Consider the following 12,215-nt stretch of genomic DNA (forward strand, 5'->3'; position numbering starts at 1 on the left):
GCCGCCCATAGCCGCGGGTTTTCTCCCCCGAAAGAGCACGGGGGCAGGCTCTGTCGCCGGCCCGCCATTTGATGTCGCCCCGGCGGGGGTGCCATGGCGCGGCTTGACTAGTCTCCTGGCCTGGAAAATTCTGCGGCTGCCGGTCCTTAATCGAGCTTCGCCGGCTGCCGCCAACGCACCCTCGGGGAGCCATCATGGCCGACGACGAACTCGACCTAAACTCGCTCAATGACGAGGAGTTGGTCCAGCAGATGCAGGACGACCTCTATGACGGTCTCAAGGAAGAGATCGAGGCCGGGGTCAATATCCTGCTGGGGCGCAAATGGACCCCCTACGATGTGCTGACCAAGGCGCTGGTCGAGGGCATGCGCATCGTCGGCATCGATTTCCGCGACGGCATCCTGTTCGTGCCGGAGGTGCTGCTCGCCGCCAACGCCATGAAGGCGGGCATGACGATCCTGCGCCCGCTCTTGGCCGAGACCGGGGCCCCCAAGATCGGCAAGATGATCATCGGCACCGTCAAGGGCGACATCCACGACATCGGCAAGAACCTGGTCGCCATGATGATGGAAGGCGCCGGGTTCGAGGTTATCAATCTCGGCATCAACAACCCGGTCGAGAACTACCTCAAGGCGATCGAGGAACATAAGCCCGATATCATCGGCATGTCGGCGCTGCTCACCACGACCATGCCCTACATGAAGGTCGTGATCGACACGCTGGTCGAGAAGGGCATCCGCAACGACTATATCGTGCTGGTCGGCGGCGCGCCGCTCAACGAGGCCTTCGCCAACTCGATCGGCGCCGACGCCTATTGCCGCGACGCCGCCGTCGCCGTCGAGACCGCCAAGGCCTTCATGGCCAAGCGCCAGGGCTCGGCCTTCGCCAAGCGCGCGTAAGCATCATTCGAGACTGACTGCAGACAAGCGCGGCCCTCGAGAGGGGGCCGCGTTTTTGTTTGCGACAGTAAGAACTCAAGCTCCTCGCCGCTCGCTTACGCTCGCCGCTCCGGCCCCAATCGTCATCCCCGCGAACGCGGGGATCCATCTTGATCCAGCGCATCAAGCTTAGGGTTGGATCCCCGCTGGAGTTTACGCTTGGGCCGGCCTACGGCCGGACCCGGGCGCGGGGATGACGAACGAGTGAAAGCGCCTGTGTCATATGCCCTCATTCCCGCAAGGGCAGGCTGCGCTTCCTCGCCTAGCCCCTTCCCCCGCCGCGCTCCCCGCGCGGGGTCTTGCCGAACTGCTCGCGATAGCATTTCGAGAAATGCGAGGCGGAGACGAAGCCCGCCGCCAGCGCCACATCGAGCACCGACATGTCCGTCTGAAGCAGCAGCAGGCGCGCATGCTTGAGGCGCAGGTCGAGATAGTAGCGCGTGGGCGTGCAGCCCAGATATTTGCGGAACAGCCGCTCGAGCTGGCGGCCCGAGAGCTTCACGCCCTCGGCGAGGTCGGCGCAGGAGACCGGCTCCTCCAGCGTCTCCTCCATGCGCTTGACCACCGACAGCAGCTTGGGATGGCGCACGCCGAGGCGGGCCGGCAGCGCCATGCGCTGGCGGTCGTGCCGGTCGCGGATGCGCTCATGGATGAACTGCTCGGAGACGGCGGCCGCGAGATCGAGGCCGTGCTCGCGCTGGATGAGCTGCAGCATGAGATCGAGTGCCGCGATGCCGCCCGAGCAGGTGAAGCGGTCGCGGTCGATCTCGAAGAGTTCCGAGGTCACCTCGAGCTCGGGGAAGGCCTCGGTGAAGCCCGAAAGATTCTCCCAATGCAGCGTGCAGCGATAGCCGTCGAGCAGCCCCGCGCGCGCCAGCACATAGGCGCCGAGCGAGATGGCGCCGATCTCGATCGGCCGGCGGGCCATGCGCCGGAGCCAGGCGAAGACGGCGCGGTCCTCGTAGAGATGCGCGTCGATGCCGGCGCAGACGATGAGCGCATCGAGCGGCGGCACCTGCTCGATCGAGGCCTCGGGCACCATGGGGATGCCGTTCGAGGCGAGCACCGGCCCGCCATCCTTGCTCAGGATATGCCAGCTATAGAGGCTGCGGCCCGAGAGCCGGTTGGCGCTGCGCAGCGGTTCGAGCGCCGAGGCGAAGCTCAGCATCGCGAATTGCGGCACCAGGAAGAACCCCACCCGCTCCGGCAGGCTGGCGGGCTTGCGGTGAAACATCGGGACGAATCTCTGACCGGCGAATGAGCGTGGGGCCTATGTCGGAAAATAATAACCGATGTCGGATTTTGGACAAGAGGGCTTGGGCGGCTATCGCGGCTTGGCCGCCTTCGCCTTCGGCGCCGCCGGCTTGCGCCCCCGCCGGCGCTCGGGCGCCTTGACCGGAGGCTCAGTCTCGCCGGGAACATCGAAGGTGAGGAAGCGCTTCACCACGTCGAGCACGGTCGATGTGGTGGTGCGGATGATCCCGGGCACGCGCGGCAGATAGGCCGTGATGAATTCCAGCATCTCCTCGTTCGAGCGGAACACGGCGCCGACCAGGATGTCGTAATTGCCGGTCGTGATGCTGACGAAATAGACCTCCGGCCGCGATGCCAGCTCGCGCGCGATGTCCCGGAGCCGCGCCAGCTCGGCATGGATCTCGAGGATCGCCCAGATCTGATAGCCCAGATGCAGCGGGTTCGGCACGGCCGTGAACTCGATGACACCGGTCTTCACCAGCCGACCCAACCGGTATCGCACCGTCGATTCCGGAAGATCGAGCCGCTCGGCGATGGCGGCAGCGGAGATGCGCGCATCCTCGTTGAGGCAGCGAATGATCTGCGCATCGACAGCGGAAAGACGGACCTCGCCCACAGGGGACTTGTTGCTCTTCATGAAGAAACCTTGATTTGCGGAATCAGCAATATTCAATGACGATATTGGATTATATCGCCGTTTTTGTGAACTGAATTTGCTGCTACAGCCACTCAAGCTTGACTCGCCTCCCCGCCCGTGAACAGACTTCGCTTCAATCGGGGCCGGCACGGAAGCGCCGGCCCCAAGTCAAGGGCAGGGAACGGACGGGTGATGGACCGGGATCTTTTCGACCTTTCGGGACGCGTGGCGGTCGTGACGGGAGCCGGGCGCGGGCTCGGGCGCGCGATCTCGCTCGGTCTTGCGCATTACGGCGCCGACCTGGTGGTGGTGAGCCGCACCGCGGGCGAGGTCGAATCTCTTGCCGGCGAGATTCAGAAGACAGGACGCAAGGCGATCGCCATGGCGGTCGACACCGGCAAGAAGGCGGAGGTCGAGACGCTTGCCGCGAAGGCGAAGACGCTGACGGGCCGCGTCGACATCCTGGTCAACAATGCCGGCGTCGATTTCAACCAGCCCGCGCTCGATTACGACGAGGCGGAGTGGGACCGCATCATCGGCACGAACCTCAAGGGCTATTTCCTCTGCGCCCAGGCCTTCGGCCGGTTCATGGTCGAGCAGCGCGCCGGCTCGATCATCATGAACTCCTCGATCTACGGGCAGGTCGGCGCCGCCGACAATCTCCCCTATGGCGCCTCCAAGGGCGGCGTCAACCAGATGACGCGGATGCTCGCGGCCGAATGGGCGCAGCATGGCGTGCGCGTCAATGCGATCGCGCCCGGCTACATGAGCCGCATGTCGGTGGCGCCCGGCAAGAAAGGCCCCGGCGAGGAACTGGAACGCTGGGTGGCGCGCCGCACGCCGATGGGACGGCGCGGCAAGCCGGAGGAACTGGTGGGACCGGTGGTGTTCCTCGCCTCCGACGCCGCGAGCTACGTGAACGGCGCAATCCTCACGGTCGATGGCGGCTGGACCGCGGTCTAGCCGCCGGGCGCGGCCCTCGGAATGTCGCTGAACCTCGGCCCCCGGGCCGGGCTTGAATGAAGAAAAGGGAGAGGACGATGCAGTTGCCGCGCTCGGGAATGTCGCGCCAGGACATCATGGCCCGCCTGAAGAGGGAAATGGCGGAGGACGCCCCCTGGGACAAGGGCAAGACCTTCTTCCTGGTCTATGGCGTCGACGACGACCATATCGAGGTGCTGCGCGACGCCCACTCGCTCTATATCCAGACCAACGGGCTGGGCGCCGGAACCATGTTCCCGTCGATCGCGCGGCTCGAGGCCGACGTGATCGGCATCGCGGGCGAGCTCCTGGGCCTGCCGACGGCCGTGGGCAACATCACCTCCGGCGGCACGGAGAGCATCCTGATGGGCATCCGTTCGGCGCTCGAACGCACGCGCGCGGAGAAGCCCGGCCTGACCGCACCCGAGATGGTCGTGCCGGTCAGCGCGCACCCCGCCTTCCAGAAGGCGGCGCAGGTCTTCGGCATCAAGGAAATCCGCGTCCCGCTCACGAAGGACTATGTCGTGGACATGAAGGCCATGGCGGCGGCGATCACCGACCGGACCGTCGCCCTGGTCGGCTCGGCGCCGAACTATCCCTTCGGCACGATCGATCCGATGAAGGAGCTCTCGGACCTGGCGCTCGCGCGCAAGATCCACCTCCATGCGGATTGCGCGGTCGGCGCCTTCGCCCTGCCCTTCCTGCGCCGCCTGGGCGAGCCGATCCCGCCCTTCGATTTCAGCCTGCCCGGGGTCTCGACCATCTCGGCCGACATCCACAAATACGGGTTCGGCGAGCGCGGCAGCTCGCTCATCCTCTATCGCGACGCTGCCACGCAGGAGCGCGCGAAATTCATCCTCGACGCCTGGAGCGCCGGCCCCTATCGCACGCCGACCATGGCGGGCTCGAGGCCCGGCGCCGTGGTCGCCTCGGCCTGGGCGATCCTCCATCACTTCGGCGAGGAGGGCTATCTGCGCATGACGCGCGCGATGCTCGACGCGACCCGCAAGCTGCAGGCCGGCATCGAGCGCATCCCGGGTCTTCGCGTGCTGGGCAAGCCCGCCATGTATGTGTTCGGCTTCACCAGCGAGGATTCCGACATCTGGGCCATCGGCGAGGCCATGGCCGAGCGCGGCTGGCACATCCACCGCCAAGCGACCGAGCCCAGGACCCTGCATCTCGTCATCACGCCGATCCATGTTCCGGTCGTGGACGACCTGCTGCGCGACCTCGCGGCCGCGGCGAAAGAGGTCCGCGAAGGCGGCCGCGATGCCAGACGCGGCTCCAACTATGGAGCCCACTGACCGGTGACATCGCAGGCGATGACCTCCCGCATCGATCGGCACAACGAAACCGCGGCCCCTGGCAGCGCCTATCTCGAGGCGCGGAATCTGGTCGTGCGGTTCGGCGAGTATACGGCGCTGCGGGACGTTTCCTTCGAGGTCGCCGCCGGCGAACGCCTCTGCCTGCTGGGCCCTTCCGGCTGCGGCAAGACGACGAGCCTGCGCGTCATCGCCGGCTTCATTCAGCCCGACAGCGGCGGGGTGCGCATCGACGGCCGCGACATGGAGGGCGTGCCGCCGGAGGGCCGCAATATCGGCATCCTCTTCCAGAACTACGCCCTGTTCCCGCATCTGACGATCTACGACAACGTCGCCTTCGGCCTGCGGATGCGCAACATCGCCGAAAGCGAGATCCGCAAGCGCGTGACCGAAGCGCTGGAGCTGGTCCGTCTGCCCAAGGCCGGCGGCAAGCGGCCTTCGATGCTGTCGGGCGGCGAGCAGCAGCGCATCGCCTTCGCGCGTGCCGTCGTCATCAAGCCGAGCCTGCTGCTGCTCGACGAACCCTTCAGCAACCTCGACGCCCGCCTGCGCCAGGAGATGCGCGGCGAGCTTCTCGATCTCCTGCAGCAGCTTCGCATCGCCACGGTCATGGTGACCCACGACCAGGAAGAAGCCATGGCGATCGCCGACCGGATCGCGGTCATGCAGGGCGGCGCCATCGAGCAGGTGGGCGGCCCGACCGACATCTATGAGCGGCCGCGCAGCCTGTTCGTCGCGCGCTTCGTCGGCGAATCCAATCTCTTCGCCGGGCAGGCCGCCGGCGGCATGGTGGAGATTCCAGGCCTCGGGCGGCTCGAACGGCGCGGCCTGCAGGACGGCCCGGTGCAGGCCCTGATCCGGCCCGAGAAGATCAGGGTCCTGCCGGCGAACGGCGCATCCGGCTCGCCCGATCATGAGCGCGCCCGCGCCACGATCGAGCGTGTCCAGTATCTGGGCCACCGGACCGAATACCGTCTCAAGCTCGGGCCGCAATCGATCACCGCCTGGCGCCTCAATGAAACGGCCTTGCCGCTGATGCCGGGCGACGCGGTCGCGCTGGAATGGAACCGCGCCGATCTCCTGGTCTTCCGGGAGATCGCCAACCGATGACCCGCGCCGGCGCCTCCTCCGAGCTGTTCCGATGGCTGAAGCGGGCGGCCCTGCCGGCGGCGATCTTCGCGGTCATCTATGCCTGGCCGATGCTGCAGATCCTGCGCAGCAGCCTCGACCGGTTCGACCCCATCACCGGCGTCATCCCCGCGCTGGCGCCCGACTTCTATGTGAAGTTCCTCACCGACAGCTTCTATCTCGGCGTGCTCTGGCGGACGGTGAAGCTCAGCCTCATCGTCACCGTCGTCACGGCGATCGCGAGCTATCCGGTCGCCTATTTCCTGGTGCGCAACCGCGGCCGGCTGCGGCTGGCGCTGATCATCATCCTCCTGATACCGCTGGTGACCAGCCCCGTCGTGGTCGCCTATGGCTGGCTCGTGCTGCTCGGCAGCAAGGGGCTCGTGAACGAGCTCCTGATCGCGCTCGGAATCACCGACGAGCCGATCAAGCTGATCTATACCGCCTTCACGCTCGTGGTGGGGCTGGTGGAGGTGCTGGCCGCCTTCATGGTGCTGTCCATCTCGGCCTCGCTGCAGAATGTCGATTGGAACCTGGTCCTCGCCGCGCGCAGCCTCGGCGCCAGCGGCTGGCGTTCCTTCCGGGCCGTGATCCTGCCGCTGAGCCTGCCCGGCATCGGCACCGGCTGCCTTCTCGTCTTCTCCTTGAGCATGAGCGCCTATGCGGTGCCCGCGCTGATCGCGGGCCCGCAGGTCAAGGTCATGTCGGAGCTGATCTATGAGCAGACCATGGCGCTGCTCAACTGGCCCTTCGCCGGCTGCATGTCGATCATCCTGCTGCTCTCGACTACCGGCGTCTTCAGCGCCAGCACGGCCTTGGCCCGCTGGTGGCGCGAGCGCGAGATCCGCCAGGCCGCCCGGGCGGCGGAGGCCTGAGAGATGGCGCGCCAGATCGCAGACCGGATCGCGGGGCCGCTGGGCAGCCTGATGCTCCAGCTCTACATCATCCTCGCCGTGATCTTCCTCGTGGCGCCGGTGCTCGCCATCACGGCGGGATCGCTGACGACGACGCAGTATGTCGTCTTCCCGCCGCAGGGCATCACCTTCCAATGGTATCTGCGGATGTTCGACCGGCCCGAGATGCTGGGCTCCTTCGGGCTCAGCCTCGCGATCGCGGCCCTGGCCGCGACGATCGCCGCCGCGCTGGGCCTGCTGGTGGCGCTGGCGATGGTGCGCCACAAGACGCGGCTCAATCATCTGCTCTGGCTGCTCGTGGTCTCGCCGATGATGCTGCCCTCGGTCGTGCTGGGCTTCGCCTTCCTGCAGGCCTACACGCAGATGGGCTTCGGCAGCAGTCTGCTCGGGCTCCTCGCCGGCCATGTGGTGCTGGTGACGCCCTATGCCGTCGCCCTGATCCTCACGGGCCTCAGGAGCCTCGATCCGACGCTCGAGCTCGCCGCGCGCAGCCTCGGCGCCACGCCCTCGCGGGCCCTGCGCAAGGTGACCCTGCCGCTCATTCTCTGGAGCGTCGTCGCCGGATGGGGCCTCGCCTTCCTGGTCTCGTTCGGCGACGCGGCCGTCTCCGTGTTCCTCAACGCGCCGGAGATGGTGACGCTGCCGGTGCGCATCTTCGATGCGCTGCGCTATTCCCCGCTCAATCCCGAGCTGACCGCGATCTCCTCGGGTCTCGTCATCGTGACCCTCATCGTGCTGGTCGCCAGCGCCAGCGTGATGCGATTCGAACGCCTGCTGGGCGGCACCGGCCAATCCGGCAAGCCGGCGACAAAAGAAGCCTGATCGCACATCAGAGACGTGAACCACCAAGAGGCAAACAAGGGAGGCCATCATGAAACGATCGATCAAGACCGAGCTCGCGACGCTGCTCTCCGCGGCCGCATTGGCCGTCATCGGCGCCGCCGCGGACGCAACGTCTTCGCAAGCGGCAACGCCGCTGGTGCTCGCCTGCTATCCGGGCGCGCCCGAGACCTTCTTCCGCGAGGAGATCATCCCGCGCTTCGAGAAGCAGTTCGACGCCAAGGTCACCTATCTCACCGGCAACTCGCCCGGCACCATCGCCAAGCTCCAGGCCCAGAAGAGCGATCCCCAGATCGACGTGGCCTGCATCGATGACGGTCCGATGGTCCAGGCGCGCGGCATGGGGCTGCTGCAGGCGACCGATCCCGCCAAGCTCACCAATCTCAAGGACATCCAGGAGGTCTCCAAGCTGCCGGACGGGATCGGGCTGGGCTGGGGCCTGTTCCGCTTCGGCCTCGCCTACAATCCCGACGAGTTCAAGAAGCGCAGCCTGCCGCCGCTCGAGAGCTGGAACGACCTGGCGCGTCCCGATCTCAAGGGCCATGTCGTCGTCAACTCGATCTCGATCAGCTACACGCCGATCCTGCTGACCATGCTGGCGCGGGCCAATGGCGGCGACGAGAAGAACATCGATCCCGGCTTCGCCGAGATGCAGAAGATCCGTCCGAATGTCTTCACCTATGACACGACGGCCGATCTCACGCCCTATTTCCAGCAGGGCGAGGCCTGGGTCGGCGTCTGGACCGACAGCGAGACCTATTCCTATGTCCAACGCACCCAGTTCCCGTTGAAGTTCGTGTTCCCGAAGGAAGGCACCACGGCGATCCAGACGGCCGCCGCGGTGGTGGCCGGCGCCAAGCATGCCGATCTCGCCGACAAGTTCCTGAACTACCTGATCGGCGCCGAGGCGCAGGAGCTGATGGCCAAGAAGCTCGGCTGGATGCCCGTCAACAAGAAGGCGCAGCTGCCGTCCGACATGGCGGCGATCATCGCCTCGCCCGAGGGCTCCGGCGACAACATGGTGTCGATGGACTGGACGCTGCTGGGCCAGCAGCGCCCGGCCTGGACCGAGCGCTGGAACAAGGAAGTCGAGACGCAGTGAGGCGGGGCCGGTCCGGTGCCGGGGGCAAGTTCCACCCTCGGCGCCGGACAGTGCCTTTCAACGAAAGCAACGGATTTGCAGACCCTCGATATCAGTTTCGACGTCGCCCTGCCGATCGACGAGGTCTATCGCGCGGTCGGCAATATCGGCGAGTTCGGCTATGTGCTGGCCGGCGTCAAGGACGTGACGATGCTGGACGAGGACCGCTCCGAATGGAAGGTCGAGGTCCGCGCCGGCATGATCGCCCAGACCCTGACCCTGCAGGGCCAGGTCACGGAACGCCAGCCGCCGCGTCTGCTCGCCTTCGCGAGCCAGGGCAAGAACGTCCAGGTCCGCGGCCGGATCGAGCTGAGCGCGACGGAGCCGGCGGTGACGGTCTGCCGGGTCGCGGTCGAGGCCGAGGTCACCGGGCGGCTGGCGCCCATCGTCGATCTGATCTCGCGCACCACCCAGAAACAGATGATCGCCCAGACGATCGAGAATTTCAGGCTGAAGCTGGCGCAGAAGGCCGCCGAGTAGCCGGCGGCCTGCGCCCCTTCCGCCTTCCTCTGCCAGGACGGATCCCATGGCCGATATCGCCTACCCGCATCTCTTCCAGCCGATCCGCATCGGCGCCGTCGAGATCCGCAACCGCCTCTATATGACGGCGCATGGGCTGGGCTATGCCGTTCCCGACCCCGAGATGCCCGGCTACAGCATCCCCTCCGACCGGCATATCGCCTACTACGAGGAGCGGGCGCGCGGCGGTATCGGTCTCATCATCCAGGAATCGACTGTGCCCCATCCGAGCTCCCAGGGCTCGGCCTTCGGCTACCAGACGGCGACCGTGGCCGCGGCCTTCGCGGAGAAGAACGTGCCGCATTTCGCGCGCGTGGCCGAGGCCGTCCACCGCCACGGCGCCAAGCTCTTCCTCCAGCTCTGGCATGGCGGCCACCATGCCGACCCGCGCTGGCATCCCGGCGGCCCGAAACGGCCGCTGCTGTCGGCATCCGATGTGCCGGCGGTCGAGGCCTATGCCATCCCCCGCGCCGCAAGCATCGAGGAGATCCGCTCGATCGTCGACGGCTTCGCCCAGTCGGCGCGAAACGCCAAGGCCGCCGGCTATGACGGCATCGAGATCCAGGGCGCCCACAGCGCGCTGGTCGAGCAGTTCCTCTCGCCCTTCTACAACAAGCGCGACGACGCTTATGGCGGCAGCGCCCAGAAGCGCCTGCGTTTCGCTTTCGAGCTGCTCGAAGCCGTGCGCGGCGCAGTCGGGCCGTCGCTGGCGGTCGGATTCCGCCTCAACACCGACGAGCTCCTGCCCGGCGGCCTGAGCGACGAGGACTGCGCCGATGTCGCCCGGCGGCTGGACGAGACGGGCCTCGTGGATTTCCTCGATCTCGATATCGGCACCATGCACACGGCGCCGCTGATGATCGCCGGCTCCTATGTGCCGAAGCTGCCGGCCGAGGATTTCATCGCGGCGGTGCGGCCCGCCATCAACCGCGCGGTGGTGCTGGGCTGCCCGGGCCGCATGAACGATCCGGCCGATGCCGAGCGCCTCGTCGCCGAAGGCAAGATGGACATGGTGGGCGCCGCGCGCGCCCATATCGCCGAGCCTGAGTTCGCGCGGCTGGCGCAGGCCGGGCGGCCCGAGAAGATCAGGCCCTGCATCGCCTGCAATCACTGCCTGGAGGGCATCCTTTCGGGCGTCGCCTGCGTCATCAACCCCGCCACCGGCCGCGAGGCCGCCTGGGGCGTGCAAAGCTTCGCCGCCGCCGTACCCCGCAAGCGCGTCGTCGTGATCGGCGCCGGGCCGGCCGGGCTGGAGGCGGCGCGGGTCGCGGCGCTGCGCGGTCACGAGGTCCGGCTGATCGACCGGCGGGATCATATCGGCGGCGCGCAGAGCCTGATGGCGACGCTTCCCGGCCGCGAGGTGGTGGACGACGTCTTACGCTGGTATGAGCGCGAGCTTGGCGATCTCGGCGTGGCGCTGCATCTGAACGAGGAAGCCCGCGCGGATGCGATCGCCGCCCTGCAACCCGATGCCGTCGTCATCGCCACCGGCGCCCGGTTCGAGCGGACGGGCGTCACCGGCTTCATCGCCGCGCCGATTCCGGGCTGGGACCGGCCCTTCGTCTTCACCCCGGAACAGATCCTCGAAGCAGAGGCCGAATGCGGAGACCGCGTGATCGTTCTCGATGAAGAAGGGCAATCCACCGCCGCCGGCATTGCCGAACGGCTCGCCACCGGTGGCGCGAAGGTCGATATCGTCACGCGATGGCAGCTCGTGGCGCCGCGGCTGCAGGGCAGCGGCCAGTTCGCCTGGGTTCTGACCCGGCTCTATGCGCAGGGCGTGACCTTGCGGCCCAATCACTACCTCAAGGAAATCGGCGACCGCCGGGTCACGTTGTTCAACATCTTCAGCAACGAGGAGACGGAGATCGGCGATGTCACGGCCGTGGTGCTGGTCGGCGCCAAGCGGCGGGAGGACGATCTCGCGGCGGCGCTGCGGGACAAGGTCGCCGAGATCCATCTCGTGGGCGATGCGGCGGCCCCGCGCTCGCTGTTCGAGGCCGGCTATGAGGGCCACCGCGCCGCGCGGCTGATTTGACGCGAAAACCCTGACTAATCATAGGGTTAAGGTCACGGCGCCGGCAGCACCGTGATGGTGCCCAGCATGCCGTGCCGTTCGTGATGCTTGCAGAAATAGCGATAGGTGCCGGGCGCCGGGAACTTGAAGAGGAAGACCTCGCCGGCCGGCACGTCGCCGGAATCGAAGGGCATCACCCCCGGCGGCAGGAGCGCGTCGGCATGAAAATCGGCCAGCGCCGGATCGTCCGTGATGGTGTGGGTCACAAGCGAGATATTGCGCCATTCGACGATCTGGCCGGCATGGATCGTGACATCGGTGGGCTTGAAGCGGTGGAAGCCCATATCGATGATCACGTCCGCCTGCGGGTCGGGCGCGCCATGGGCCGGGCCGAACAGCCCACACCCCGCCGGCCCCGCCAGCAGGCAGGCCACAAGCACCGAAACGGCCAATGCTGGTCGTCCCGTCATCGCCATCCCGATCACTCCCCCGCGGCGACACCGCCGACCACCGGCGCATAGAGT

12 protein-coding genes are annotated in these 12,215 nt (G+C 67.1%); 9 read left to right on the forward strand and 3 right to left on the reverse strand.

What is annotated here, in order from left to right:
* The first annotated feature begins 194 nt into the window (after nt 1-194).
* Nucleotides 195-899 (forward strand): corrinoid protein, encoded by a 705-nt coding sequence (locus FRZ61_RS23195; protein WP_151119970.1) that lies wholly within the window; start codon nt 195-197, stop codon nt 897-899.
* A gap of 301 nt (nt 900-1,200) precedes the next feature.
* Here FRZ61_RS23195 and FRZ61_RS23200 read toward each other — a convergent pair whose 3' ends face one another.
* The gene (locus FRZ61_RS23200) at nt 1,201-2,172 is read right to left on the reverse strand and encodes a GlxA family transcriptional regulator (RefSeq protein WP_151119971.1); all 972 of its coding nucleotides are present in this window, start codon (nt 2,170-2,172) and stop codon (nt 1,201-1,203) included.
* Between the two features lie 90 nt (nt 2,173-2,262).
* Nucleotides 2,263-2,829, reverse strand: a complete 567-nt coding sequence (locus FRZ61_RS23205) for an Lrp/AsnC family transcriptional regulator (protein ID WP_151119972.1) — start codon at nt 2,827-2,829, stop codon at nt 2,263-2,265.
* 192 nt (nt 2,830-3,021) lie between these two features.
* Between FRZ61_RS23205 and FRZ61_RS23210 the strand changes: the two genes are divergently transcribed.
* From FRZ61_RS23210 to FRZ61_RS23245, 8 genes are all read left to right on the forward strand, one after another.
* Nucleotides 3,022-3,792 (forward strand): SDR family NAD(P)-dependent oxidoreductase, encoded by a 771-nt coding sequence (locus FRZ61_RS23210; RefSeq protein ID WP_151119973.1) that lies wholly within the window; start codon nt 3,022-3,024, stop codon nt 3,790-3,792.
* Between the two features lie 77 nt (nt 3,793-3,869).
* Nucleotides 3,870-5,114, forward strand: coding sequence for a pyridoxal phosphate-dependent decarboxylase family protein (locus tag FRZ61_RS23215; RefSeq protein ID WP_191909176.1), 1,245 nt, complete (start codon nt 3,870-3,872; stop codon nt 5,112-5,114).
* A gap of 3 nt (nt 5,115-5,117) precedes the next feature.
* Complete coding sequence (locus tag FRZ61_RS23220; protein WP_151119975.1) at nt 5,118-6,242, forward strand: ABC transporter ATP-binding protein; 1,125 nt, start codon at nt 5,118-5,120, stop codon at nt 6,240-6,242.
* Nucleotides 6,239-7,135 carry an ABC transporter permease gene (locus FRZ61_RS23225; RefSeq protein WP_151119976.1) on the forward strand — a complete coding sequence of 299 codons (897 nt, stop codon included), beginning with the start codon at nt 6,239-6,241 and terminating at the stop codon, nt 7,133-7,135. Before FRZ61_RS23220 ends, FRZ61_RS23225 begins: the two co-directional genes overlap by 4 nt.
* A gap of 3 nt (nt 7,136-7,138) precedes the next feature.
* On the forward strand, nt 7,139-7,996 hold the full coding sequence (locus FRZ61_RS23230) for an ABC transporter permease (protein ID WP_151119977.1): 858 nt from the start codon (nt 7,139-7,141) through the stop codon (nt 7,994-7,996).
* Nucleotides 7,997-8,045: 49 nt separating this feature from the next.
* Entirely contained in the window at nt 8,046-9,116 is a 1,071-nt protein-coding gene (locus tag FRZ61_RS23235; protein WP_151119978.1) for an ABC transporter substrate-binding protein, read from the forward strand.
* A 75-nt stretch (nt 9,117-9,191) separates the two neighbouring features.
* Nucleotides 9,192-9,635: a CoxG family protein gene (locus tag FRZ61_RS23240; RefSeq protein ID WP_191909178.1), complete on the forward strand. Its 444-nt coding sequence runs from the start codon at nt 9,192-9,194 to the stop codon at nt 9,633-9,635.
* A 46-nt stretch (nt 9,636-9,681) separates the two neighbouring features.
* Nucleotides 9,682-11,712 (forward strand): oxidoreductase, encoded by a 2,031-nt coding sequence (locus tag FRZ61_RS23245; RefSeq protein WP_151119980.1) that lies wholly within the window; start codon nt 9,682-9,684, stop codon nt 11,710-11,712.
* 32 nt (nt 11,713-11,744) lie between these two features.
* On the opposite strand, the gene FRZ61_RS23250 is transcribed toward FRZ61_RS23245, so the two are convergent.
* Entirely contained in the window at nt 11,745-12,161 is a 417-nt protein-coding gene (locus FRZ61_RS23250; protein ID WP_191909179.1) for a cupredoxin domain-containing protein, read from the reverse strand.
* Nucleotides 12,162-12,215 lie beyond the last annotated feature (54 nt).

The sequence above is a fragment of the Hypericibacter adhaerens genome, from assembly GCF_008728835.1.
In the GTDB taxonomy this organism is placed as follows: Bacteria; Pseudomonadota; Alphaproteobacteria; order Dongiales; family Dongiaceae; genus Hypericibacter; species Hypericibacter adhaerens.

Excerpts from the sequence above, each read along its gene's own strand:
- FRZ61_RS23195 (WP_151119970.1), top strand. The coding sequence starts at position 195 with ATGGCCGACGACGAACTCGACCTAAACTCGCTCAATGACGAGGAGTTG.
- FRZ61_RS23200 (WP_151119971.1), bottom strand. The coding sequence starts at position 2,172 with ATGTTTCACCGCAAGCCCGCCAGCCTGCCGGAGCGGGTGGGGTTCTTC.
- FRZ61_RS23205 (WP_151119972.1), bottom strand. The coding sequence starts at position 2,829 with ATGAAGAGCAACAAGTCCCCTGTGGGCGAGGTCCGTCTTTCCGCTGTC.
- FRZ61_RS23210 (WP_151119973.1), top strand. The coding sequence starts at position 3,022 with ATGGACCGGGATCTTTTCGACCTTTCGGGACGCGTGGCGGTCGTGACG.
- FRZ61_RS23215 (WP_191909176.1), top strand. The coding sequence starts at position 3,870 with ATGCAGTTGCCGCGCTCGGGAATGTCGCGCCAGGACATCATGGCCCGC.
- FRZ61_RS23225 (WP_151119976.1), top strand. The coding sequence starts at position 6,239 with ATGACCCGCGCCGGCGCCTCCTCCGAGCTGTTCCGATGGCTGAAGCGG.
- FRZ61_RS23230 (WP_151119977.1), top strand. The coding sequence starts at position 7,139 with ATGGCGCGCCAGATCGCAGACCGGATCGCGGGGCCGCTGGGCAGCCTG.
- FRZ61_RS23235 (WP_151119978.1), top strand. The coding sequence starts at position 8,046 with ATGAAACGATCGATCAAGACCGAGCTCGCGACGCTGCTCTCCGCGGCC.
- FRZ61_RS23245 (WP_151119980.1), top strand. The coding sequence starts at position 9,682 with ATGGCCGATATCGCCTACCCGCATCTCTTCCAGCCGATCCGCATCGGC.
- FRZ61_RS23250 (WP_191909179.1), bottom strand. The coding sequence starts at position 12,161 with ATGACGGGACGACCAGCATTGGCCGTTTCGGTGCTTGTGGCCTGCCTG.